Raw genomic sequence first — 24,358 nt, 5'->3', positions numbered from 1 at the left:
TGTTTGTCTAAAACAGGGCTTATTATACGAAGATTTTTATTCTGTGCAAGCGAAAATTTTTTAAAACAATTCACTTGACTGAATTTTAATCTAATTTAATAAAATGTTGTCGATAATAAGCTAATTCTTTGATGCTTTCTTTAATATCATCTAATGCAAGATGTGTATTGCCTTTTTGTAATCCATCTAAAATTTCAGGTTTCCAACGGCGAGCCAGTTCTTTTAATGTGCTGACATCTAAATGGCGGTAGTGAAAATATTCTGCTAAATCAGGCATGTATTTAAATAAAAAGCGTTTATCTTGCGCAATACTATTGCCACAAATTGGTGAGGCACCTTTGGGGACCCACTTTTTTAAGAAATCAATGGTTTGTAATTCAGCTGCACGTTCTGTTAATTTGCTTTGTTTGACTCGATCAACCAAACCATTTTCAGTATGGGTTTTGACACACCAATCGCTCATTTTATTTAATAATTCATCGGATTGATGAATGGCTAATACGGGTCCCTCCGCTAAAATATTAAGATTTTTGTCTGTAACGATGGTTGCAATTTCAATAATTCGCTCTTTTTCGGGATCTAAGCCCGTCATTTCTAAATCAATCCAAATGAGATTTTCTTTATCTTGTGCCATAATTTAAGGTATCCTATACAAAATTTTGTCCTATTTTAACTAAAATTACGATAAAAAACGACCGCACTTTTAAGGAATTCAGATTGGCAAAGCATAAACTTACTCAAAACCAGAAACGTCGTATTCATGCTAATAATGCAAAAGCATTGGATCGTCATCGTCGCCAAGCGAAAAAAGATATTGATTGGCAAGAGGATATGTTAGGCGAAACCCAAGATGGCGTGGTGGTAGTGCGTTATTCTATGCACGCAGACGTGGAAAATAAAGATGGGAAGGTTTTTCGCTGTAATTTGCGCCGTACTTTGTCAAATGTGGTGGTGGGTGATTTGGTTGTTTGGCGTGAAGGTCATCAGCAATTACAGGGTATTAGTGGTGTGATAGAAGCGGTTTTACCGCGTAAAAACGAGTTAAGTCGTCCAGATTATTATGATGGTTTAAAAGTGATGGCGTCGAATATCGACCGTATTATTATTGTGTCAGCGGTGTTGCCAACGCTGTCATTAAATATTATTGATCGCTATTTGGTCATTTGTGAAACAGCCAATATTCCAGCGGTGATTGTATTAAATAAAGTGGATTTATTATCTGAACAAGAATACCAACAAGCTGAGCAACAACTTAAAATTTATCAAGATATTGGTTATCAAACCATGATGATATCAGCGAAGACGGGTAAAAATATGTCAGAATTGACCGCACTTTTAACGGAAGGGATATCCATATTTGTGGGGCAATCAGGAGTAGGGAAATCAAGTTTAGTCAATCAAATTTTACCTGAAGTGAATGCGCAAACGGGCGAAATTAGTAGTGTGTCAGGGCTAGGACAACATACGACTACCGCTTCTCGTTTATATCATTTATCGCAAGGCGGTCATTTAATTGATAGTCCGGGTATTCGAGAATTTGGTTTGTGGCATTTAGAGGCAGATCAAATCACAAAAGGTTATAGGGAATTTCAAGCATTTTTAGGCACTTGTAAATTTAGAGATTGCAAGCATTTACAAGATCCGCAATGTGCATTACGAGAAGCGGTGGAACAAGGCAAGATTCATCCTACGCGTTTTGAAAATTATCATCGTTTGATTTTAAGTCGGGAAGAAAATAAATCTCAGCGACATTTTGTTGAATAAAGCAAAAATACAAAGACCGCTCTTTAAAAGTGCGGTCTTTTTTATACTATTTTTATTTTTCGTGCGGGTTACGCGTGTTGGTTCCTGATAGATTTCTCATTAGTAATGCATAATCTAATTCGATATCTTGTGGAATATCCAGGAACACGAAATGTCCATCGCCTAGTCCAGCTTCAACAGTTTCATTTTTACGATTTAGCAAACGTTGAATTTTGAATGTGATGTTGCCTTTTGGAGTCATCATTTCCACTTCATCGCCTAGTAAAAATTTGTTTTTAACTGCAACTTCCGCCATACCTTGTTCATTACGTTTACCCGTAAATTCGCCCACGAATTGTTGACGCTCAGAAATGGAATAGCCATATTCATAATTTTGATATTCATCATGCGTATGACGACGTAAGAAACCCTCGGTATAACCGCGATGTGCTAGGCTTTCTAATGTATCCATTAAGCTTTCATCAAATGGTTTGCCTGCTGCTGCATCATCAATAGCTTTACGATAAACTTGCGCGGTTCTTGCACAATAATAAAAGGATTTTGTTCGTCCTTCGATTTTTAATGAGTGAACACCTAATTGCGTTAATTTTTCCACATGTTGAACTGCTCGTAGATCTTTTGAGTTCATAAAGTAAGTGCCATGTTCATCTTCAAAGGCAGTCATTTGTTCATCTGGACGATTAGGTTCTGTGTAGAGGAACACCTTGTCTGTTGTGCTACCTTCGCCTAACGTTGGCTCAATATTTTTGACTTCAATTTCCGGTTGATATTTTTGCACATCGTTTTTAGGGACGATATTTCCCACATCATCCGTTGTGCCTTCTTGCATTTTATATTCCCAACGGCAAGCATTGGTACAAGTGCCTTGATTTGGGTCGCGTTTGTTAATGTATCCTGATAATAAACAGCGTCCAGAATAAGCCATGCATAATGCACCATGAACGAAAATTTCTAATTCAATATCAGGCACTTGTTCGCGAATTTCTGCAATTTCTTCAATGGAAAGTTCACGAGATAAAATTACGCGTGTTAATCCCATTTGTTTCCAGAATTTCACTGTTGCCCAGTTCACCGCATTGGCTTGTACGGATAAATGGATATCCATTTCAGGAAAATGCTCACGCACCAACATAATTAAACCTGGATCAGACATAATCAGTGCATCGGGTTGCATATCGACCACAACTTGCAGATCTTTAATGAAGGTTTTGAGTTTGGAATTATGTGGCGCAATGTTGACCACCACATAGAATTTTTTGCCTAAATTATGGGCTTCTTCAATGGCAATTTTTAAATTGGCATGATTGAATTCATTGTTACGCACACGCAAGCTATAGCGAGGTTGCCCTGCATAAACCGCATCTGCACCATAGGCAAAGGCGTAACGCATATTTTTTAATGTTCCCGCAGGGGAAAGGAGTTCGGGTTTGAATGTCATAAATTTCTCTCTGAGTACAAGTCAGTAATTTGCCGAGGCAAATTGTTAAAGGTGCAGTATTTTAGCAGAAATTGTGGTAAAGTGCGGTGCAATTTTCGCAAATTTTAGGAATTTTTATGTCAGAGCAACAACTTAATAATTTTTCGTTAATTAGCCGTTTATTTGGTAATTTATTTTATCGTTCACCAACAGATCCTATTTTGGCGAGCGTATTTAACTGGTTACAGCAAAAGGGTTTGCAACAGGTTTGGGCGTTAGAAACGGATAAAAATACGCAAGCAGCGATTGAAAGTTTACAAATGCCATTGGACGTTAATTTGTTAGCACAAGAATACCAGCGTTTATTCGTGGGTGAAAAGGCGATTTCAACGGCAATATCCGATTACGGTATTGATGTGGCGGAATTTGTGGCATTTCGACAAGAACGTGCTATGCCAGAAGTAGAAAGTACGGATCATTTTGCTTTAGTTTTTTTAACTGCTTCTTGGATTGAGGATAATTTGGATTCACCGCAGGCACAGCTTGAGCTATTTGAACGCTTTTTATTGCCTTGTGCTAATTTATTTCTGAACAAGGTGGAGCAACAAGCTAATTTGCCTTTCTATCGTGCTTTAGCCTTGCTATCTCGTGAAATTTTAGCAGCAATGGCAGATGAATTAGAGGAAGTTCAGGCATAAGTTATGATTCATTTAAAGCAAGTCCAGTTTCAATATAAAACCATGGCAATGCAATTTGACTTGCATATTCAAGCAGGTGAAAAAGTGGCGGTGATTGGAGCAAGTGGCGCAGGGAAGAGCACTTTGTTGAATTTAATTGCAGGTTTTGAATTCGCCCATCAAGGCGAAATTTGGCTAAATGGCGAAAATCATTTCTCAACGCAACCCCATCAACGTCCCGTTTCGATGCTATTTCAGGAAAATAATTTATTCCCACATTTGACGGTTTATCAAAATATTGCTTTGGGGATTAAACCCAATTTAACGTTGGATGAACAGCAAAAACAAGCGGTAGAGCAGGCAGCAACTGCGGTAGGTTTGTCTGCATTTTTATCGCAGAAACCCACTTCACTTTCAGGTGGACAAAAACAGCGCGTTGCTTTAGCTCGTTGCTTGTTACGTGATAAACCAATTTTATTGTTAGATGAACCCTTTTCTGCTTTAGATCCCCAATTACGCCAAGAAATGCTTCAGTTGCTATTAACATTATGTGAACAGAAGAAGATTACTTTAGTATTGGTTACTCACCAACCTAATGAATTAGAAGGGAAAATTGATCGCCTTATTCAGGTAGAAAATGGCAAAATTATATAAATGAATATTCAAAGTGCGGTGCATTTTTGTTAAGTTTTAAAACTTTCAAAAAATACACCGCACTTTTTATTCTGCTGGTCGCGCTTCTTCTACTGGCGCTTTTGTTTCTGTTGGCGTAGATTGCTCAACTGGTTTTGGCGACATGGCACAGAAATTTTGTGCGTTATCTATCCATACAGGGATATTGCGTACTGGCGAATAGCAATTCCAACCGCCGTAAGCGTTCACCCCAACCCATTTTATATTTTGTGGTTTGCTTGGTTTAAGTGGGGAAATTTCAGCACGACGAAGATAATTTTTATAAATTTCTAAGGCACCACTTGCGCCTGTTAAGCCAGTGCTGCCGTTATCATCACGTCCTAGCCAAATTGTAGCAACATTTTGACCGTCTATACCCACATACCAGGTATCACGCGCATCATTGGTAGTGCCCGTTTTTCCTGCTAATTTTAATTCAGCAAAATCATTCATTAGGCTTCGTGCTGTTCCGCGTTCAACCACTTGTTGCATAGCATATAATGTTTGGAATGCAGCTTCCGCTGGCACAACTTGTTCGGGTTCTGTTGAATGTTCATGTAACAATTGACCCTGACGATTGCTAATGGAATTAATGGTGCTAATCGGAATTTTACCGCCATTATTTGCAATCACTTGGTAAGATTTTGTTACATCATAAGGAGAGATACTGTATGAGCCTAGTAACATTGCCGGCACTTTGGGGATATTCACGCGATCCCATCCCATTGCTTTTTGGGTTTCAATTACCTGTGTTAATCCTACTTTCATACCGATGTTGACCGTTGGAATATTAAGGGAGCGTGCAAGCGCATCCATTAATAGCACAGAGCCACTATAACGGCGATCGTAGTTACGAGGTTGCCAAGGTGGACTACCTTTAATATTAATAGTAATAGGTTGATTGTTAATGGCTGTATTTAAACGGAATTGTTGTGGATTGCTTAATGCTGTTAAATAAACGGAAGGTTTTACCAAAGAACCAATTTGACGATTTGCCATGATCGCGCGGTTAAAACCAGCATATTGTGTTTGTGTGCCACCAACGATGGCGCGAATTTCACCATTATGATAATCAGCAACAACCATGGCAGCCTGTAAATGTGGATTTTTCACTTTAAGCTGCAATTCTCTTGTTGCATTTACAACCGCTTGTTCCGCATAAGCTTGCTGTTTTATGTCCATATTGGTAAAAATTCTCGCCCCCAGTAAATCGGCTGGTTTGATGTGGGTGAGATTTTGGCGTAGTTCAGATTGCAATGTTTGAATAAAGGCAGGATAAGGGCGTGAGATATTCCCTTTTTCTTGCACACCTAATGGGCGCTGGCTGAGCATATCAAATAATTCTCTATCAATCATTTGATGTTCTAACATTAGACCTAATACAACATTGCGACGATTTTTCGCATTTTCAGGATTACGCCAAGGGTTATATAAAGAAGGGCCTTTTACCATGCCGACCAACAGAGCTATTTGGTCTAAACTGATTTCGCGTACTGGGCGCCCAAAGAAAAAGTGGCTCGCTAATTCAAAACCATGAATTTGGCTGTCGCCATTTTGTCCTAAATAAATTTCGTTTAAATAGGTTTCTAAAATGGTATTTTTGTCGTAACGCCAATCTAAAATCACCGCCATTAAGGCTTCATTGATTTTTCGAGTGAAAGAACGTTCATTGCTTAAAAAGAGGTTTTTAACTAATTGTTGGGTTAATGTACTTCCACCTTGAACAGTATGCCCAGCTTTGATATTGGTAAACATCGCGCGCGCAATGCCTAATGGACTAATTCCATCATGTTCATAGAAACGACGATCTTCAGTGAGGATTAGTGTATCAATTAATAAGCGCGGGTAATTTTGTAGCGGTATTGCTAAGCGTTCTTCTTTATCTGATTCGGATTGCAACATAGCAATGAGTTTTGGTGCCAAGCGAAAATCATTAATTGTTTTACGATTAATTAAATCTTCAATGACAACTAATTTTTCATCATGGAAACGCAAACGAAATACGCGTTGTGCTTCTGCTACATCGGGGAAAGGGAAAGCACGACGTAATAAAACAATACTATCGTTTTCAATTTTAAAATCACCTGGTGCTGCCACGATAGTTGTCTGACGATAATCATTATTTAGCAACAATTGAATAACATCATTTAGATTGAGATTATCTTGCAAGCGGATACTTTCAATACGACTATACACTTCGGTGGGGAGTCGCCAAATTTGTCCATCCATTTTTGAACGAATTTGCGAGTCCAAATAAGCGCCATAAGCAAAGGCTAAACAACCGACAGTAAAAATCGTTTTAGCAAAAAACAGTTTCCATTTGTGCTTTTTGGCGAAAGGTATTTGTTCGGTGGATTGTTCCGTTTGTTTTTCTTGAGGATGTTGTTCCGATGACATTAAATAATCCTAGTTTCCATGCAAACTGGCACAATTCTAGCACAATTTTATTTTCTGCGTGTAGCCTCTCTTGTTAACCCTTTTCTTTTTTTAGCAATGAGAATAAAAAGAGCAGTGCAGCAGCGATAACCACAGAGGGACCTGCGGCAGTATTGTAAAACATGGAAAATGCCAAGCCCATATTCACTGCAATCATACTCACAACAATAGCAACAACTACCATGGTTTCCGGAGTACGAGCAAAACGTCTTGCCGTAGCGGCAGGGATAATAAGTAATGAAGTGATGATTAAAGCACCAACAATTTTCATGCTGAGAGCGATCGTAAGTGCGGTTAAAATCATTAACAAAAATCGCATTTTCTTAATGTTAATCCCTTCAACTTGGGCAAGATCTGGGCTAACGGTTGCTGAAATAAGTGGTTTCCAATAAAACACTAATAGCGACAATACGATGATTACGCCACATAAAATATAAAGCACATCATCAAAATTGACGGATAGAAGATCACCAAATAAATAACTCATTAAGTCGACACGAACGTTTTGTAATAAGCCAACGGTAACCAAGCCTAAAGACAAGCAACTATGGGCAATGATGCCTAATAAAGTATCTACGGCAAATTGGGTGCTATTTTCTAACCAGACCATCACAATGGCAAGGATTAAAGTGAGGATTAAAATCGCAACATAGGGATTGATTTCAAAGAAAATACCAAGAGCTACACCTAATAAAGCAGAATGTGCAAGAGTATCGCCAAAATAGGCCATTTTACGCCACACAACAAAAGCGCCTAAAGGTGCGGTAATAAAAGAAAGTAGCATGCCGGCAAGCCAAGCGGGAAAAATAATATCAAACATAATGATGACCTATTTATTTATGTTGTGCGCAAGTCGTCTGACCTTGGCAACAAATATCGCCATGCATATCGTGGCGATGATTATGATGGTGAGTATAAAAGGCAGTGTTTTTAACAAACTGATCACCAAATAATCGGATAAATTGTGGATTATTAGACAAAATCTCTGGTGTGCCTGCACAACAAATATGTTGATTAATACAAAGCACTTCATTTGTATCCGCCATCACAATATGTAAATCATGGGAAACCATTAAAACGGCACAATTTAATTTTTCTCTGGTTTGATGAATTAATTGGTACAATTCCGCTTGTCCTCCTAAATCAACGCCTTGAGTTGGCTCGTCTAATACTAATAAATGGGGTTTGTTCAAAATAGCCCGAGCAATTAAAACGCGCTGCATTTCACCACCCGATAATTTTTGTAGGATATTTTTTTGTAAATGAGAAATAGATAATAATGAAAGTGCGGTTAAAATTTCGTGTTTTTTCACGCCTTTCTTTAAGGACAAAAATTTTTCTACTGTAATCGGTAAAGTTGGATCGATATACAATTTTTGTGGTACATAACCAATGGATAGCCCTTTTTTATAAATTACTTCGCCTGAGGTTGGGGTAAGCAATTTGAGTAACACTTTTAAAAATGTTGATTTCCCACCACCATTTGGACCAACAATGGTAATGACCGAATTAGGATAAATTCGGAAATTAATATCTTGTAATGCAATTTTTTGTGGAAAACGTACACTAATCGATTTTAATTCGACTAAAGGTTCGTTTATTGCTGAACGAATGGAATGAATTAGCATAAGTGGATATCGGTGGCAAAATAAAATGGCGTTTAACATAGCTTATTTTATGCAATAAAACAAGTTTAAGTGCTTAAAAAATGAATGATATGAGTTATTTACTCATTTCTCTGATTTTTTTATTGTGTATAATGAATTTTCTTTATTTATGCTTGTCATAAAAACAGCCATTTAGAATTAGGATCATTATTATAGTGAAGCAAATCAAGTTAGCTCGTGATAGACGCAAAAGAAAATCTTACATTAAAGCTGGGGTTTTCTTTTTGGCTTTGCTATGCATTATCACAGGGGGAATTCTCAGTTTAAAGGATACTGTAGAGAATAATGAACCTATTAATATTACTTCGACGCAAGAACAAGCTGAATTTCAACATCTCAAACCAACCTCAACTCAATCTGACGAAAATCTAAATAATGAAGATTCATCTTCTATTGTTCAAACCACCTCAGATCAAAATGAAGAGAATGCAACCTCTTATGATGATGAATTGTTAGAAAAGGATGATGAGTCCGACCAAATCGATTTAACTCAAGATAAATTACCTGAAGATGCACAGAATGTATTGGATGATTTATTGGATGCGGTTGATCAAGCAAAACGCATCACCGATCAATTCTCTCATACTATTGTGAAAGGGGATAAGTTAAAAGATGTATTAGAAATGTCTGGTTTAGAAGATGAAACTAGCCAAAAATTAATTGCAAGCTACCCCGAGTTAAAAAATTTAAAACCGGGTCAGCAAGTCTATTGGATTTTAGATAATGAAAATGAACTAGAATATTTAAACTGGCTTATTTCTGAAAGAGAAGAGCGCATTTATGAACGCAAAGAGAGTGGACAGTTTGCGCGTCAAATTATAGAGAAGAAAAGTATCTGGAAGAAAGATGTGCTAAAAGGTCAGATAGAGAACAGCTTACGAGCTAGTTTACAAAAATTGGGTTTAGATAATCGACAAATTCATCAATTAAGCACCGCGCTTCAATGGCAAGTGAATGTAGCCAAATTAAAAAAAGGTGATAAGTTTGCAGTATTAGTATCACGTGAATACTTAGGTGATAAGTTAACTGGTCAAGGTAATGTTGAGGCCATTCATATTGTGGCGAGTGGCAAAAGCTATTACGCCATTCAAGCAAATAATGGACGCTACTATAATCGCCAAGGTGAAACAATTAGCAAAGGTTTCGCTCGTATCCCATTGCAGCGACAAGCAAGAATATCTTCGCCTTTTAACCCTCGCAGACGCCATCCTGTAACTGGGCGTGTCCGACCACACAAAGGAACTGATTTTGCTTTACCTGTGGGCACACCTGTTATTGCTCCTGCTGATGCTGTTGTTGAAAAAGTGGCGTATCAAAGTGGCGGTGCGGGACGATATGTTGTTTTACGCCATGGTCGTGAATATCAAACTGTCTATATGCATCTCAGCAAAGCGCTTGTGAGAGCAGGACAATCTGTTAAGCGAGGAGAACGGATTGCTTTATCTGGCAATACGGGGATTTCAACAGGCGCCCATTTGCATTATGAGTTTCATATAAATGGACGACCAGTTAATCCGATGACGGTTAAATTACCGGGTGGAAATACGGGAATGGCAGATAGCGAACGTAAAACGTTCTTAGTGAGAGCTAAGGCAGTTGAAAGACAATTAAAAATATAAGCATTTATTAGGATAAATAATAAAGCGCGGTGGAAAAATGACTTTTTTTAACCGCGCTTTTGTTTTAGTATTAAGTTCTACTTTCATACATTAAAACAATGAAAAGAGAATCACTTAACTAAAAGTATCGACTTTTTAATAATAGCTGATATAATACAGACAATGTTTATGAATGTTCGTTCATTTTTATTTTGTAATAAAAATGTAAGATTGAACAAAAATAAACCAATATTTAGTTTCTTTGCTTATAAAACAACCAAAAAAGCAAAAAAATGTTTGATTTTTCCTATTTAGGATTGGATAATACGCCCACTTTTGAAATGTTCTTCTTGATATAGATCAAGGTAGAATTGAATTTGTCAAAAGGAATAGGGCAAATTCAACCCTAGTAGGCAAATCTAGTGCTATAAATCTTTATAGCTAAGATAAAATAAAAGGTACATCTTTTGTACTCGGAATTCAGCTGAATCCAGCTGATATTTTTGAAATTAGATGACTAAAAAGTAAGAGGATCATCACAATGAAAAAAACAGCTATCGCATTAGCTATCGCTGGTTTAGCAGCGGCATCAGTTGCACAAGCAGCTCCACAAGAAAACACTTTCTATGCTGGTGCTAAAGCAGGTTGGGCATCATTCCATGACGGTTATACTCAATATGAAGATGCTGCAAATGGTTTAGGTACACTTAAAAACTCTGTAACTTACGGCGTTTTCGGTGGTTATCAAATTTTAAACCAAGACAACATGGGTCTTGCAGTAGAATTAGGTTACGATGACTTCGGTCGTGCTAAATTACGTGAAAATGGCGTAACTTCTGCAAAACACACTAACCATGGTGCACACTTAAGCTTAAAACCAAGCTATGAAGTATTACCAGGTTTAGATGTTTACGGTAAAGTTGGTGCAGCATTAGTTCGTTCTGACTACAAAACTCAAAAAGGTTTCACTAACAACTTCAATGGCGTTGAGCGTACACATAGCTTAAAAACTTCATTACTTTTAGGCGCTGGTGTTGAGTATGCAATTCTTCCAGAATTAGCGTTCCGTGTTGAATACCAATGGTTAAACAACGTGGGTAAATTAAAAAATGCTGATGGTACACGTTTCGACTATACTCCAGAAATCCACAGCGTAACTGCAGGTTTATCTTACCGTTTCGGTCAAGGTGCTCCAGTTGTAGCTCCTGAAGTTGTGAACAAAACTTTCACTTTAAACAGTGATGTTACTTTCGCATTCGGTAAATCAACATTAAAACCTGAAGCTGCTTCTACTTTAGATGGTATCTATGGCGAAATCGCTCAAGTTGCTAGCCCAGCAGTTGCAGTAAATGGTTATGCTGACCGTATCGGTAAAGATGCAGCAAACTTAAAACTTTCTCAACGTCGTGCTGAAACAGTTGCTAACTACTTAGTATCTAAAGGTTTAGATTCTAACGCTGTAACTGCAACTGGTTACGGTGAAGCTAACCCAGTAACTGGCAACGCTTGTGACGCAGTTAAAGGTCGTAAAGCATTAATCGCTTGCTTAGCGCCAGACCGTCGCGTTGAAGTTCAAGTTCAAGGTAACAAACAAGTTACTATGTAATTTGAGATATCTAATTATTAGTTAGATTTATTCCGAAAAGACCTAAACTTAGTTTAGGTCTTTTTCTGTATTATGCGATATTCATTGAACTAAGTTTCAGTTTATTTGTCTTAATACTGATTTTATTTTTATAAAAGGAAACTTTAGAATGAAAAAATGGTTACTTATTCTTGTTGTTGCTGTTGTTGCTGGCTTTACATTAATGTCTAGCTACAATGGTTTAGTGAAAGCTGAAGAAGAAATTGATTCTGTGTGGGCGAATGTTGAATCTCAATACCAGCGTCGTGCGGATATGATTCCAAATTTAGTGAATACAGTGAAAGGTCAAGCTAATTTTGAAAAAGAAACCTTAACAGGTGTGATTGAAGCACGTGCTAAAGCAACACAGGTTAAAATTGATCCAGCAAATATGACGGAAGAGCAATTAACGCAATTCCAACAAAACCAAGATTCTGTTGGTTCAGCGCTTTCTCGTTTACTTGTTAGCGTAGAAAAATATCCAGAATTAAAAGCACATGATGGTTTTAATAACTTACAAGCTCAGTTAGAAGGTACTGAAAATCGCATTAATAAAGCACGTAATGACTTTAATGCGGCAGCAAAAATTTATAACCAAAAAGTGCGCCAATTCCCAACAAAATTAGCAGCGTTGATTTTAGGCTTTAAAGAAAAACCTTACTTTAAATCAACCGCTGGTGCAGAAAATGCACCAACAGTGAACTTCCAATAAGATTAATTGAATTTATATGGGGTTGTTGATTGTTCAGCAACCCTGATTTTTAAAGAAAAATTATGTCGCTATTTTCTCGAATTCCGTTTGATAAAAAACAAATTGAAGCTGCAATTGCAGAATTAGAAAAAAATTCTTCAGCAGAGCTTCGTGTTTATATTGAACGTCATTTACCTAAAAATACCTTAATTTTAGACCGCACTTTAGCTGTATTTAAGCAATTAGATATGCACGAAACAGCAGCCAAAAATGCAGTGCTGATTTATATTGCCTATAAGGATCATCAATGTTCAATTATTGGGGATATTGGTATTCATCAGTTTGTTGGTGAACAATTTTGGCAGCAGCAATGTGACTTAATGATAAGTTATTTTAAACAAAAGCAATATACTTCTGGTGTAGTAGCTGCTATTGAGCAAATTGCTGGCGAGTTGACGACCTATTTTCCTGTTCAAGCTGATGATATTAATGAATTACCAAATGAGGTGATTATTAATGAATAAATTATTTCAAAGTGCGGTATTTTTTTGCTTAGTTTTTGTTAGTGTTTTAGCAAAAGCAGCTGATTTCCCTGCTAGTCCGAATCCATTTCGCTATGTGAATGATTACACTAATACATTATCTGCAGCAGATAATCAGTATTTAGAAAATAAACTGATTCAATATGGGCAGAAGACGAGTTCTCAAATTGCAGTAGTTATTATTCCAACGACTGGCGAATATGAAATTGCGCAATATACAGCAGAATTAGGCGATAGATGGGGAATTGGACGTAAAAAGCTAAATAATGGCGTTTTATTTCTGATTGCTAAAAATGATCGCAAAGTGTTTATTGCTACTGGGCAAGGTTTGCAAGGTGTTTTACCTGATGCTTTTTTATCACAGTTAATTCGCAAGGTGATTTTGCCTTCTTTTAAACAAGGGCAATTTGCACAGGGTATCAACCAAGGATTAGACTATATTATTGCCGCTAGCCAAGGCGAATTTGATGCGGCAAAAGTAGAGTCAGAGGAAAGTTTAGAAGATTATATTCCTTTCTTTATGGTTGTCTTGTTTATTCTTTTTGTTTTATTTGGTGAATTGAGCTGGCGTCGTAAACCTTATATTAGCCCAACCGCAAATCATGATTTACAAAATGCAGCAATCATCGCTGCTTCCGTATTAAATAGTCGAAGACGTAACGGCGGTGGATTCGGAGGCGGCTTTGGAGGCGGTTTTGGTGGAGGATCTGGTGGTGGCTTCGGCGGCGGTGGTTTTGACGGAGGCGGTGCTGGCGGTAGCTGGTAAGCAAGAAGTTGATAATCCCACTCGGTTATAGCATAAAGGAAAAAACTTGTGATAAAATAACCGCACTTTTAAATACGACAAAGGAAAAATAATGGAAACATTAGATAAAATCAAAAAACAAATTGCTGAAAATCCAATTTTAATTTACATGAAAGGTTCGCCGAAATTACCTTCTTGCGGTTTTTCTGCGCGTGCAGTCGAAGCGTTAATGAACTGCCAAGTACCATTTGGGTATGTTGATATTTTACAGCATCCAGATGTACGTGCTGAGTTACCAAAATATGCAAATTGGCCGACTTTCCCACAATTATGGGTAGAAGGTGAATTAATTGGTGGTTGCGACATCGTATTGGAAATGTTCCAAGCTGGCGAGTTACAAACCCTGTTAAAAGAAGTAGCAGAACGCCATCCTCAAGCTTAAGTTAGTAAAGAGCAAGCCATCATATTGATGGCTTGTTTTTATTACAAACTATTCTCATTAAAAACAATTCTTGTGTATTTCATTGCAAATTTCCGCTAGAATATCCCCCATTATTTTTTAGTTCTATTTTAATCTAAGTATCAGATATATCTACTTATTTTGAGGTATAGAGTAAGATTCTATGACAATTCTAGTTTTGGGTATTAATCATAAAACAGCAACGGTGGCTTTGCGGGAAAAAGTAGCGTTTTCGGAAGAAAAGCGTCAAATTGCCCTACAACAAATTCACCAGTTGGACTTGGCTCAAAGCGCGGTCATTTTATCTACTTGTAACCGTACAGAAATTTATTTGCATAACAAGCAAATATCACCAGAAGAACAAGATGTTAGCTTGTTTTTAGATCAAGCTGTTGCTTGGTTTGCTCAAATTCATCAAATTAGCTCAGAAGAATTACAATCTTGCCTTTATTTGCATATTAATCAACAAGCGGTTAATCATTTAATGCGGGTTGCTTGTGGTTTGGATTCATTAATTTTAGGTGAGCCACAAATTCTAGGCCAAGTAAAACAAGCTTATCAATTAACGGAAGAATTTGCTGAGCTGCATCATTTAGCATTAACAGGTGAATTTTCTCGTTTATTCCAACGCACTTTTTCTGTTGCGAAACGTGTGCGTACGGAAACCAATATTGGTGAAAATGCAGTATCTGTGGCTTATGCAGCTTGTAGTTTGGCCCGTCAAATTTTTGAGAATTTAAAATCCTTATCGGTATTATTAGTCGGTGCGGGTGAAACCATTGAATTAGTGAGTCGCCACCTTTTACGCCATGGTGTGAAAAAAATCATGATCGCTAACCGCACTTTATCAAGAGCGGAAGAACTGGTTGCTCGCCTTGATCGCAGTGACAAAATTGAAATTATGCCTTTAAGTGAATTGCAACAAGGATTAAATCAATGTGATATTGTTATTTCTTCTACTGGTGCACCTCATATCTTAATTTCGCAAGAAATGGTTAAACAGGCTCAAAAGTTGCGTAAAAATGCCCCAATGTTATTGGTTGATATTGCGGTTCCTCGTGATGTAGAAGACAGTGTGGGCGATCTTGATCGTATTTATCATTATACTGTTGATGATTTGCAAAATATTATCCAACGTAATATGGATGAACGAGAAAAAGCGTCAGCTCAAGCACAACAGATTATTAATCAAGAATGTCAGGATTTCTTTGAATGGCTTAAAGTGCATCAATTTTCCAATTTAATTCGCACTTATCGTGATAATGCAGAACAAACGCGTCAGGCGTTGTTAGAAAAAGCCATCAATGCGTTACAACAAGGTGAAAATGCCGAACTAGTTTTACAAGAACTAAGCTATAAATTAATGAATAAATTAATTCATTCGCCAACTCAGGCTATGCAAGGAATGGTAAAAGCGGGTAACGCAAAAGGATTACGCAGTTTTTCGCAAGCATTAGGTGTAGAATATTTTGAAAAGTAGCGATAGCTACTTTTTTATTACTCGACAAACGATAAAATTCAGTAATTAATAGGATAAATTATGATTACCTTATATGCATTAAAGCAATCCCGCGCTTATCGTATTGCTTGGTTGTTGGAGCTTTTAGAAGTTGAATATAATCTTGTTTTAATCGACAGGGATAAACAGACCTTTCTGGCCCCAAATGATTTACGTAAAATGCATCCTTTAGGTAAATCCCCTTTAATTCAAGATGGCGAATTGATTCTGGCAGAAAGTGGCGCTATTGTTGAATATTTGCTCAATCGTTATGATGTTCAATGTCGTTTCAAGCCCCAAAATAGCGATGCATCTTATACGGATTATATTTACTGGTTACATTATGCAGAAGGATCAATGATGCCCTTGTTGGTTATGTCATTAATTTTCAACCGCATTGATGCACAAAAAGTCCCATTTTTTGTCAAACCTATAGTGAGAAAAATCACCACAACATTTCGTCATCATTTTTTACATCCTCAATTGAAATTGCATTTAGACTATATTGAACAAAAACTAGCGAATAAAACTTGGTTTTTAGGTGAACAATTAACGGGTGCAGACATTATGATGAGCTTCCCACTACAAGCATTGGTTTATAAAGGTTTAGATAATTACCCAAATATTAATAACTACGTTAAACGCATAACACAAAACAATGCTTATCAAAAAGCTGAAATGAAAATAGGGAAGTTGGAGATATGAGATAAAGCCTTTGATTATCATCAAAGGCTTTATTATTACTCTCTTGCAAGTGCCATAATGGGATCTAATTGAGCGGCTTTTTTAGCAGGCATATAACCAAAGATGATACCTATGAGTGTTGAAAATAACACTGCAGCGATAATGGAGAACATTGAAAATGCCATGTGGAAATTATTAACAAAACTATTAAATACATAGCCAATAATCAATGAAAGAGCAATGCCTGAAAGACCGCCTATGATACAAATAAGTACGGCTTCAATTAGGAATTGTTGCAAAATATCGCTTTTACGCGCACCAATTGCCATTCGGATACCAATTTCTTTTGTGCGTTCGGTTACTGATACGAGCATAATATTCATTACCCCAATACCACCGACAACCAGTGAAATAAAGGCAATAGATGAGATTAATAATTTCATCGTATCGGTTGTACTTTCAAGGGTTTGTTTAATCGTATCGCTATTCATAATAAAAAAATCTTTTTTACCATGGCGAGAAATAAGGTATTGCGTCACACTTTTTTCGGCAACGCTAGTATTTATATCATCATTCACTTTAACGGTAATAGAACTAATTTTGCTACCACCCGTTACACGATACATTAACGTGCTATAAGGCACATAAAGGTTGAGATTGCTTGATACGCCCATTTGACGATTGGAAACGACACCAATAATGCGAAATGGACGATGAGCAAAAAGCACAACTTTACCAATGGGATCTTCATGAGCAAAGATGGCTTGTTTGGCACTTTCATCAATAATGGCGACTTGGGCATTGTGAACGACTTCTTCTGCATTAATTAAACGCCCCATTCTTAATTTCATGCCTTCCACATCAAAGTATTGTTCGCCAATTCCTTTTAGATTTGTTGCCACGAAAGATTTATTGCCATAAATTAATGTGCCTGTGGCGGCATTATTTGGCGTAACCCCTTGCACATAGCTCTGCTTTAATAGAGCATTCGCATCTGCAACAGTTAAATTTTGCATATTTTCAGCACGTCGATCACCAAAGCCTGTACCATTAAAAATGGTCATGGTATTGGTGCCTAATCCATTGATATTCGACAATATTTTTTGTTGAGAACCGTTGCCTAAAGCAACCACAGAAACCACAGAAGTGATTCCAATGATAATGCCCAACATGGTGAGTAGGGAACGCATTTTATGCGCAATAATGGCACTCATCGACATTCGGAATGCTTCAATCAATTGATCTCGGTTAAAGCCAAAACCGCGGTGTGTTTTTGACGACTTTTGTACCGCACTTTTTACATTAGCTTTTTGTTGATCACTAATGATTTCACCATCTTTAATTTCAATAATACGGTTGGCACTTGCCGCAATATTGGGATCATGAGTGACGATAATAATGGTATGTCCTTCCTGATGAAGTTGACGTAAAATGGTCATCACATTTTCACCACTTTGCGAATCCAGTGCGCCAGTGGGCTCATCAGCTAAAATAATTTCACCACCATTCATCAACGCACGTGCAATACTCACGCGTTGTTGTTGACCACCTGATAGTTGATTAGGCTTATTATTTTCTTTATTGTCTAAGCCTAATTTGTGTAATAAGGTTTTCGCTTGTGCAAGACGTTCATATTTGGATTGACCTGCATAAATAGCGGGAAGCGCTACATTTTCTTGCGCTGTTAGCGTGGATAAAAGATTATAACGTTGAAAAATAAACCCAAATTTCTGGCTGCGAAGTTGAGATAATTGCGTTGAATTAAGCGTAGTGGTTTCCTGTCCTGCAATTTTATAAGAGCCAGTGTTGGCTGTATCCAAACAACCAAGGATATTCATCAGCGTTGATTTTCCCGATCCTGATTGACCAATAATGGCAACAAAATCGCCTTGTTGAATGTTCAAAGAGATGTTTTTTAGAATATGAACTTGATTTTCGCCTTCACCAAAATAGCGATTTAATCCATTGATTTCAATAATATTCATTCAATTTTCACCGCACTTTTAGGGTTACAATATACGGGGGCCACGCGTTGAATTTCCCACTTTTTCGCCTTCATTTAATTGCGATAAAATCACTTTTTCACCTTCTTTTAAGCCTGACTTAATTTCAGTTTGGAAATCATTTTGCATACCAATTTCAACCTGTCTTGGTTCCGATTTATTTTCACTCACTAATACATTGACCATGTATTTATTCTGTTGGCGTTGCAATGCCATATTGGGTATGGCTAATACATTTTGGGCTTGCGCGATTTTGATGGTGTTTTCAGTGGTCATGCCAATTCTCAACACTCGATTGGGATTATCAACAACTAAATTTGCATAATAATACACCGCAGTTGGCGAAGTATTTGTTGTGGTTCGCGCATCAGTAATAGTTGTTGTTGCAGGATCAACACTTTCAATCACAGCATGATACTGGGTTGAATAATCAGACAAAATGGTAAAGCTGACTTCTTGTCCTGCTTTCACTTTGGTGATATCTCCCTCAGAAATTTCAGGTTTAATGAGCATTTTGTCTAAATTAGCCACTGTTACAATTGTGGGAGCTGCTTGATTGGCGTTGACGGTTTGCCCTTGTGAAATGGGAATAGAAACCACAGTGCCTGTAATAGGCGATGTAATTTTAGTGTAGCCAACATTCGTTTCTGCGGTGTTGACTTCAATTTCTGCTTGTTTAATTAATTCTTTTAATGCCGCTATTTCATATTTTGCCGTATCTAAACTATTTTTAGCTGCATTAAAACTTTCTAAGGAAGTGGATTGTTGCGCGTATAATTTAGCCTGACGATTATAGCTAGATTGCGCTACATCATAGGCGGTTTTTTTCGCATTTAATTGCGATTGATAGCTCGCTAATACCGCTTTTTTGGTGTTCAACATATTCACTTGAGTGGTGGAATCTATTTCTGCGATCAATTCACCTTTTTGGATATCCTGTCCTAAGGTGACATGTAGTTTAGTAATTTTGCCTGATACCTGTGCGCCGACATCCACTTGATTCAAGCTATGAACAGTGCCTGATGCAATAACCACTTTTTCTAAATTAATGCGTTTTACTTCCTCTGTGAGATAAGTTGTCGCTTTGGTTTTGTTAAAGGCGAAGAAGTACAGTGCTGCGGCAGCACAAAGAAGTAATATGAGTAGAGCAAAAATTTTCTTTTTCATAATGTATTAATCATTTCAATCACAAACAGATAAAGCTAAGTTGAGTTTTATCTAAACAGCAAAATTCTAACATGAATTCAGGCAGAGAAGAAAAGTGCGGTGGATTTTCCTCATGTTTTATGTAAAAGCACGCTTGAATTTAAAATAAATAGGCGCTTGCAAGATAAAGCAAACTTTTGAATTTTCAGGCTAAAACGTGTAGAATGAACAGAATTTTTAACAACGCAATTTAGTACTATGACAACAGAGAATATTGAATTAGAAGAAGCTCGTCCGAGTAACTTTATTACCCATATTATTGATGAAGATTTGGCTTCAGGCAAACATACGCATGTACATACACGTTTTCCACCAGAGCCTAATGGTTATTTGCATATTGGTCATGCAAAATCCATTTGTTTAAACTTTGGTATTGCTAAAGATTACAATGGGTTATGTAATTTACGTTTTGATGATACTAACCCTGTAAAAGAAGATGTGGAATATGTTGAATCTATTAAACAAGACGTAAAATGGCTTGGTTTTAACTGGGAAGGCGAAGTGCGTTATGCATCAGATTATTTTGATCAACTTTATGCCTATGCCATTGAGTTAATTCAAAAAGGCTTGGCTTATGTTTGTGAATTATCGCCAGAAGAAATGCGTGAATATCGTGGTACCTTAACAGAGCCGGGTAAAAATAGTCCATATCGTAATCGTTCTGTTGAAGAAAACTTAGCGTTATTTGAAAAAATGAAAAATGGCGAATTTGAAGAAGGTAAAGCCAGTTTACGCGCTAAAATTGATATGGCATCACCATTTATGGTGATGCGCGATCCTGTGTTATATCGTATTAAATTTGCAAGTCATCATCAAACAGGCGATAAATGGTGCATTTATCCAATGTATGATTTCACTCATTGTATTTCCGATGCGATTGAACGTATTACCCATTCATTATGTACTTTGGAATTCCAAGATAATCGTCGTTTATATGATTGGGTGTTAGATAATATTTCCATTGAACGTCCATTGCCACACCAATATGAATTTTCTCGTTTAAATTTAGAAGGCACTTTAACGTCTAAACGTAAATTGTTGAAATTAGTCAATGATGGCATTGTTGATGGTTGGGATGATCCGCGTATGCCTACGGTTTCAGGTTTGCGTCGTCGTGGTTATACACCAGCTTCATTGCGTGAATTTGCACGTCGTATTGGTGTCACCAAACAAGATAATGTGGTGGAATATAGTGCGTTAGAATCCTGTATTCGTGATGACTTAAACACCAATGCACCACGTGCAATGGCGGTTATTAACCCAGTAAAAGTGATTATTGAAAACTTTGAAGGGGAAGAAATTTTAACGGCACCAAATCACCCAAATCGCGAAGAATTAGGTGTGCGTGAATTGCCTTTCACTCGTGAACTTTATATTGATGAAGCCGATTTCCGCGAAGAAGCCAATAAACAATATAAACGTCTTGTGCTAGGCAAAGAAGTGCGTTTACGCAATGCTTACGTGATCAAAGCAGAGCGTGTAGAAAAAGATGCAGAAGGCAAAGTGACCACTATTTATTGTACTTATGATCCTGACACTTTAGGCAAAAATCCTGCGGATGGTCGTAAAGTAAAAGGGGTAATTCAGTGGGTATCTGCAATGCAAAATTGCCCAGCAGAATTCCGTCAATATTCGCGTTTATTCACTGTAGCTAATCCTGGTGCAGAAGAAGATATTCTTGCTGCAATCAATCCTGACTCATTGATTATCAAACAGGGTGTTGTGGAAAAAAGTTTAGCAAATGCACAACCAGAACAAGCTTATCAATTTGAGCGTGAAGGTTATTATTGTGCGGATAGCAAATACAGTCGTCCAGATCATTTAGTATTTAACTTGACGGTCAGCTTAAAAGAAGGATTTTAAATGAAAAAACTCATGTTATTGATTGCCGGTGTCCTTATGATAGCGGCTTGTTCTCAACCAAAAGATATCTATTTTAATGGTTCAGAAGGCTCTCATTCGGGAATGAAATACGACAAAGCAAGTCAATCATTCCAAATTAATAAATAAGCCTAAAGTGCGGTTAAAAAATCAAAAATTTTAACCGCACTTTTTATTAAGGACATCTCATGCAACAACGATTTTGGGAACAGAAATCTTTAGCGGAAATGAGCGAAGCAGAATGGGAAGCGCTATGTGATGGTTGTGGAAAATGCTGTTATCGTAAATTTATTGAAGGCCACGGTAAGCGTGAGCGCCTGTATTTTACCCGCATTGCTTGTAATTTGCTGGATTTGGACTGTGGCAAATGCAGTGATTATCCTAACCGATTCAAAATTGAGAAAGATTGTACCAAGCTAACCAAGAAAAATTTACCTGATTTCGTTTGGTTGCCTTCCACATGTGCTTATCGCTTGCTTTATGAGGGCAAGCCGTTATTTGATTGGCATCCTTTAATTTCAGGTAAACCAGAATCTGTTAAATTAGCTAATGTGATGATCAAAAATGGTATTCATGAACGTGACGTCATTGATTGGTTTGATTTTGTGATTGATGAAGATCACAAAATTTAGCTAAATCGATTGTGTTTATTTGCCGCCTTGCTAGAATGAAAGCAGAATGATTGCTAAGGCGGTATATGATGTTTTCAGAACAACAAAAGCAACAAGCCGAACAACTCGGTATTTCCTTATCTCATTATGATATTGATGGGCATTTAATTTATGTGAAGCCCGAAACATTAGATTATTTCACCGCGCTTTTTACCCAAAAACGTGACAATTCAACCGCGCAAAACAGCCCCTTATTTGATGATGTTGTTGTGTTAAATGAAGCACAAACAACAGAATATGATTTTCAACATTTCTTTACTTCCACTGTAACTTGCCAACTTGTAGATGAAAATCAGCAAGCCATTTTTGAGCAAAAAGCAGCACAAAAAATTAGCTTGCCTGCGTTATCTATGGGGTATTATCAGCTAAATTTACGCAATAAAAATCAGCAGAAAACCATTCGTTTATTGGTTCAACCCAAAACCAGTTTTCAATCCCCTGTATTACAAAATAAAAAAGCTTGGGGATTGAATGTGCAACTTTATAGTTTGCGCTCAGCGCGTAACTGGGGTGTCGGTGATTTTGCGGATTTGATTTATTTAATTAAAAGTGCGGTGCAATTTGGTGCAGATTTTATCGGTATTAATCCTCTACACAAAATGTATGCCGCTGTACCAGACTGGGCAAGTCCTTATAGTGCAGCTTCTCGTCGTTGGCTTAATCCTATGTATTTAGCGGTGGATCAACTACCTGAATTTGCTTATGCCAAATCGACGCAAAATTGGTTTAATCAGCAGCAACAATATATTGAGCAGCTGCGAAATGAGGATAACGTAAATTATGCGGCAGTTTTTGCGTTGAAATTAGAGGCGCTTAAACAACTCTTTGCATTTAGTAATCGTAGCAAAAGTGCAGAAATCATCGAGCGCCGTCAACAATTCCAGCAATTTATGCAACAACATGGCGAGGCGTTGTTGGATCAAGCATTATTTGATGTGTTAGATCAACAATCACATCAGGGCATGCCAGAAGATGAAAATCAAATCGGTTGGTTAGGTTGGCAGGCAGAATGGCAGCAACTCGATCAAAAACAACGCCAAGCATTACATCAAAAATATCAAGCTGAAGTGCTGTTTTATGCTTGGTTACAATGGCTGACCGAGCAACAATTAGCAGAAGTGCAACAAGTTGCCAAAGATGTGGGGATGCAATTAGGCATTTATGGTGATCTTGCAGTGCAAAGTTCCAGAGGCAGTGCTGATGTATGGTGCGATCCTGAATTATATTGTGTGAATGCAAGCGTCGGTGCGCCGCCAGATCCTCTAGGACCCGTTGGTCAAAATTGGAACTTGCCACCCTATAATCCTTCCATATTAAAAGCAAGAGGATTCCAGCCCTTTATTGAAATGTTACGTGCCAATATGCAATATTTTGGCGTGTTACGTATTGATCATGTGATGGGTTTATTCCGTTTATGGCTGATCCCTGAACATAAAAACGCGAGCGATGGTGTTTATGTGCATTATCCGTTTGATGAGTTAATGGCCATTTTAGCCATTGAAAGTCAGCGTAATTATTGTATGGTCGTTGGCGAAGATTTGGGGACTGTTCCTGATGAAGTGCGGTCAAAATTAAGTGAGTTTTTCATTTTTTCCTATTTTGTGCTGTACTTCTCACAACGTCATGGCGAATTTCCACGCGCTGATCATTATCCAACTCATGCCTTTGCGACCATTGGTACACATGATGTGCCTTCGTTACGCAGTTTCTGGCATTGTCGTGATCTGGAATTATTTAACCAATTGGGCATTTTACAAGGTGATTTCTTGCAACAAAAATATGATCAGCGTGTGCAAGATAAACAGGCTTTATTGAATACATTACATCGAGATCAATATTTACCCGATGATTATCAAGGTGATGCAATGAGTATGGCGATGCATGATCATCTTAATGTCGTCATCCATCGTTATTTAGCCCAAAGTCAGAGTTTATTGATAGGGGTACAGTTAGAAAACTTGATTGATCAGGAAATGTCGTTTAATTTACCAGGTACATCAACAGAATATCCTAATTGGCAACGAAAATTAGCATTACCTTTAGAGCAGATTTTTATCAATCCTCGCATTCAAGCGTTATTGACTGAAATCAACCACAACCGAAATCAACAGTAGGAATGGCT

At 37.5% G+C, this 24,358-nt stretch carries 22 protein-coding genes; 15 read left to right on the top strand and 7 right to left on the bottom strand.

Annotation, left to right across the window (positions count from 1 at the left end; translation table 11 throughout):
- Positions 1-85: 85 nt before the first annotated feature.
- Positions 86-634 (bottom strand): oligoribonuclease, encoded by a 549-nt coding sequence (gene orn / locus ACUXZ4_RS07450; RefSeq protein ID WP_464972584.1) that lies wholly within the window; start codon positions 632-634, stop codon positions 86-88.
- Positions 635-717: 83 nt separating this feature from the next.
- On the opposite strand from orn, the gene rsgA reads away from it, so the two are divergent.
- The gene (gene rsgA / locus ACUXZ4_RS07445) at positions 718-1,764 is read left to right on the top strand and encodes a small ribosomal subunit biogenesis GTPase RsgA (protein WP_464972583.1); all 1,047 of its coding nucleotides are present in this window, start codon (positions 718-720) and stop codon (positions 1,762-1,764) included.
- Between the two features lie 52 nt (positions 1,765-1,816).
- Here the strand turns inward: rsgA and trhP are convergent, their stop codons facing one another.
- Entirely contained in the window at positions 1,817-3,202 is a 1,386-nt protein-coding gene (trhP, locus tag ACUXZ4_RS07440) for a prephenate-dependent tRNA uridine(34) hydroxylase TrhP (RefSeq protein ID WP_464972582.1), read from the bottom strand.
- A 116-nt stretch (positions 3,203-3,318) separates the two neighbouring features.
- Between trhP and ACUXZ4_RS07435 the strand changes: the two genes are divergently transcribed.
- Positions 3,319-3,879: a TorD/DmsD family molecular chaperone gene (locus ACUXZ4_RS07435; RefSeq protein WP_464972581.1), complete on the top strand. Its 561-nt coding sequence runs from the start codon at positions 3,319-3,321 to the stop codon at positions 3,877-3,879.
- Between the two features lie 3 nt (positions 3,880-3,882).
- On the top strand, positions 3,883-4,512 hold the full coding sequence (thiQ, locus tag ACUXZ4_RS07430; RefSeq protein ID WP_464972580.1) for a thiamine ABC transporter ATP-binding protein: 630 nt from the start codon (positions 3,883-3,885) through the stop codon (positions 4,510-4,512).
- Between the two features lie 66 nt (positions 4,513-4,578).
- Here the strand turns inward: thiQ and mrcB are convergent, their stop codons facing one another.
- From mrcB to znuC, 3 genes are all read right to left on the bottom strand, one after another.
- Entirely contained in the window at positions 4,579-6,927 is a 2,349-nt protein-coding gene (mrcB, locus tag ACUXZ4_RS07425; RefSeq protein ID WP_464972579.1) for a penicillin-binding protein 1B, read from the bottom strand.
- Positions 6,928-7,000: 73 nt separating this feature from the next.
- Positions 7,001-7,786: a zinc ABC transporter permease subunit ZnuB gene (znuB, locus tag ACUXZ4_RS07420; RefSeq protein WP_464972578.1), complete on the bottom strand. Its 786-nt coding sequence runs from the start codon at positions 7,784-7,786 to the stop codon at positions 7,001-7,003.
- Between the two features lie 13 nt (positions 7,787-7,799).
- The gene (gene znuC, locus ACUXZ4_RS07415; protein WP_464972577.1) at positions 7,800-8,594 is read right to left on the bottom strand and encodes a zinc ABC transporter ATP-binding protein ZnuC; all 795 of its coding nucleotides are present in this window, start codon (positions 8,592-8,594) and stop codon (positions 7,800-7,802) included.
- A 194-nt stretch (positions 8,595-8,788) separates the two neighbouring features.
- Here znuC and mepM point away from each other — a divergent pair, with 194 nt between their 5' ends.
- The 8 genes from mepM to ACUXZ4_RS07375 all read left to right on the top strand — a co-directional run bounded on the left by mepM (position 8,789) and on the right by ACUXZ4_RS07375 (position 16,496).
- Positions 8,789-10,252: a murein DD-endopeptidase MepM gene (mepM, locus tag ACUXZ4_RS07410; RefSeq protein WP_464972576.1), complete on the top strand. Its 1,464-nt coding sequence runs from the start codon at positions 8,789-8,791 to the stop codon at positions 10,250-10,252.
- 520 nt (positions 10,253-10,772) lie between these two features.
- Positions 10,773-11,837, top strand: a complete 1,065-nt coding sequence (gene ompA / locus ACUXZ4_RS07405) for a porin OmpA (protein ID WP_464972575.1) — start codon at positions 10,773-10,775, stop codon at positions 11,835-11,837.
- Positions 11,838-11,985: 148 nt separating this feature from the next.
- On the top strand, positions 11,986-12,567 hold the full coding sequence (locus ACUXZ4_RS07400) for a LemA family protein (protein WP_464972574.1): 582 nt from the start codon (positions 11,986-11,988) through the stop codon (positions 12,565-12,567).
- Between the two features lie 62 nt (positions 12,568-12,629).
- Positions 12,630-13,070, top strand: a complete 441-nt coding sequence (locus ACUXZ4_RS07395) for a TPM domain-containing protein (protein ID WP_464972573.1) — start codon at positions 12,630-12,632, stop codon at positions 13,068-13,070.
- On the top strand, positions 13,063-13,854 hold the full coding sequence (locus tag ACUXZ4_RS07390) for a TPM domain-containing protein (protein ID WP_464972572.1): 792 nt from the start codon (positions 13,063-13,065) through the stop codon (positions 13,852-13,854). Before ACUXZ4_RS07395 ends, ACUXZ4_RS07390 begins: the two co-directional genes overlap by 8 nt.
- Before the next feature lie 91 nt (positions 13,855-13,945).
- The gene (grxD, locus tag ACUXZ4_RS07385) at positions 13,946-14,275 is read left to right on the top strand and encodes a Grx4 family monothiol glutaredoxin (RefSeq protein ID WP_464972571.1); all 330 of its coding nucleotides are present in this window, start codon (positions 13,946-13,948) and stop codon (positions 14,273-14,275) included.
- Positions 14,276-14,456: 181 nt separating this feature from the next.
- The gene (hemA, locus tag ACUXZ4_RS07380) at positions 14,457-15,773 is read left to right on the top strand and encodes a glutamyl-tRNA reductase (RefSeq protein WP_464972570.1); all 1,317 of its coding nucleotides are present in this window, start codon (positions 14,457-14,459) and stop codon (positions 15,771-15,773) included.
- A gap of 60 nt (positions 15,774-15,833) precedes the next feature.
- Positions 15,834-16,496 (top strand): glutathione S-transferase, encoded by a 663-nt coding sequence (locus ACUXZ4_RS07375; protein WP_464972569.1) that lies wholly within the window; start codon positions 15,834-15,836, stop codon positions 16,494-16,496.
- Between the two features lie 35 nt (positions 16,497-16,531).
- Here the strand turns inward: ACUXZ4_RS07375 and ACUXZ4_RS07370 are convergent, their stop codons facing one another.
- Both ACUXZ4_RS07370 and ACUXZ4_RS07365 read right to left on the bottom strand, forming a co-directional pair.
- Positions 16,532-18,460, bottom strand: coding sequence for a MacB family efflux pump subunit (locus ACUXZ4_RS07370; protein WP_464972568.1), 1,929 nt, complete (start codon positions 18,458-18,460; stop codon positions 16,532-16,534).
- A gap of 24 nt (positions 18,461-18,484) precedes the next feature.
- Entirely contained in the window at positions 18,485-19,645 is a 1,161-nt protein-coding gene (locus tag ACUXZ4_RS07365; protein WP_464972567.1) for an efflux RND transporter periplasmic adaptor subunit, read from the bottom strand.
- Positions 19,646-19,882: 237 nt separating this feature from the next.
- Here ACUXZ4_RS07365 and glnS point away from each other — a divergent pair, with 237 nt between their 5' ends.
- The 4 genes from glnS to malQ all read left to right on the top strand — a co-directional run bounded on the left by glnS (position 19,883) and on the right by malQ (position 24,350).
- Entirely contained in the window at positions 19,883-21,547 is a 1,665-nt protein-coding gene (gene glnS / locus ACUXZ4_RS07360; protein ID WP_464972566.1) for a glutamine--tRNA ligase, read from the top strand.
- Positions 21,548-21,694: a hypothetical protein gene (locus ACUXZ4_RS07355; RefSeq protein WP_464972565.1), complete on the top strand. Its 147-nt coding sequence runs from the start codon at positions 21,548-21,550 to the stop codon at positions 21,692-21,694.
- Between the two features lie 59 nt (positions 21,695-21,753).
- Positions 21,754-22,197 (top strand): YcgN family cysteine cluster protein, encoded by a 444-nt coding sequence (locus tag ACUXZ4_RS07350; protein WP_464972564.1) that lies wholly within the window; start codon positions 21,754-21,756, stop codon positions 22,195-22,197.
- A 65-nt stretch (positions 22,198-22,262) separates the two neighbouring features.
- Positions 22,263-24,350 (top strand): 4-alpha-glucanotransferase, encoded by a 2,088-nt coding sequence (malQ, locus tag ACUXZ4_RS07345; RefSeq protein ID WP_464972563.1) that lies wholly within the window; start codon positions 22,263-22,265, stop codon positions 24,348-24,350.
- Positions 24,351-24,358 lie beyond the last annotated feature (8 nt).

It is taken from the genome of Reella acinonychis, from assembly GCF_052828705.1.
This window is presented reverse-complemented; position numbering and strand designations above follow the sequence as displayed.

Coding starts and splice junctions, on each gene's coding strand:
- ACUXZ4_RS07365 (WP_464972567.1), bottom strand. CDS start 19,645: ATGAAAAAGAAAATTTTTGCTCTACTCATATTACTTCTTTGTGCTGCC.
- znuB (WP_464972578.1), bottom strand. CDS start 7,786: ATGTTTGATATTATTTTTCCCGCTTGGCTTGCCGGCATGCTACTTTCT.
- ACUXZ4_RS07370 (WP_464972568.1), bottom strand. CDS start 18,460: ATGAATATTATTGAAATCAATGGATTAAATCGCTATTTTGGTGAAGGC.
- ACUXZ4_RS07400 (WP_464972574.1), top strand. CDS start 11,986: ATGAAAAAATGGTTACTTATTCTTGTTGTTGCTGTTGTTGCTGGCTTT.
- ACUXZ4_RS07395 (WP_464972573.1), top strand. CDS start 12,630: ATGTCGCTATTTTCTCGAATTCCGTTTGATAAAAAACAAATTGAAGCT.
- ACUXZ4_RS07350 (WP_464972564.1), top strand. CDS start 21,754: ATGCAACAACGATTTTGGGAACAGAAATCTTTAGCGGAAATGAGCGAA.
- znuC (WP_464972577.1), bottom strand. CDS start 8,594: ATGCTAATTCATTCCATTCGTTCAGCAATAAACGAACCTTTAGTCGAA.
- glnS (WP_464972566.1), top strand. CDS start 19,883: ATGACAACAGAGAATATTGAATTAGAAGAAGCTCGTCCGAGTAACTTT.
- thiQ (WP_464972580.1), top strand. CDS start 3,883: ATGATTCATTTAAAGCAAGTCCAGTTTCAATATAAAACCATGGCAATG.
- ACUXZ4_RS07355 (WP_464972565.1), top strand. CDS start 21,548: ATGAAAAAACTCATGTTATTGATTGCCGGTGTCCTTATGATAGCGGCT.
- trhP (WP_464972582.1), bottom strand. CDS start 3,202: ATGACATTCAAACCCGAACTCCTTTCCCCTGCGGGAACATTAAAAAAT.
- malQ (WP_464972563.1), top strand. CDS start 22,263: ATGATGTTTTCAGAACAACAAAAGCAACAAGCCGAACAACTCGGTATT.
- ACUXZ4_RS07375 (WP_464972569.1), top strand. CDS start 15,834: ATGATTACCTTATATGCATTAAAGCAATCCCGCGCTTATCGTATTGCT.
- mrcB (WP_464972579.1), bottom strand. CDS start 6,927: ATGTCATCGGAACAACATCCTCAAGAAAAACAAACGGAACAATCCACC.
- ompA (WP_464972575.1), top strand. CDS start 10,773: ATGAAAAAAACAGCTATCGCATTAGCTATCGCTGGTTTAGCAGCGGCA.
- ACUXZ4_RS07435 (WP_464972581.1), top strand. CDS start 3,319: ATGTCAGAGCAACAACTTAATAATTTTTCGTTAATTAGCCGTTTATTT.
- grxD (WP_464972571.1), top strand. CDS start 13,946: ATGGAAACATTAGATAAAATCAAAAAACAAATTGCTGAAAATCCAATT.
- ACUXZ4_RS07390 (WP_464972572.1), top strand. CDS start 13,063: ATGAATAAATTATTTCAAAGTGCGGTATTTTTTTGCTTAGTTTTTGTT.
- hemA (WP_464972570.1), top strand. CDS start 14,457: ATGACAATTCTAGTTTTGGGTATTAATCATAAAACAGCAACGGTGGCT.
- orn (WP_464972584.1), bottom strand. CDS start 634: ATGGCACAAGATAAAGAAAATCTCATTTGGATTGATTTAGAAATGACG.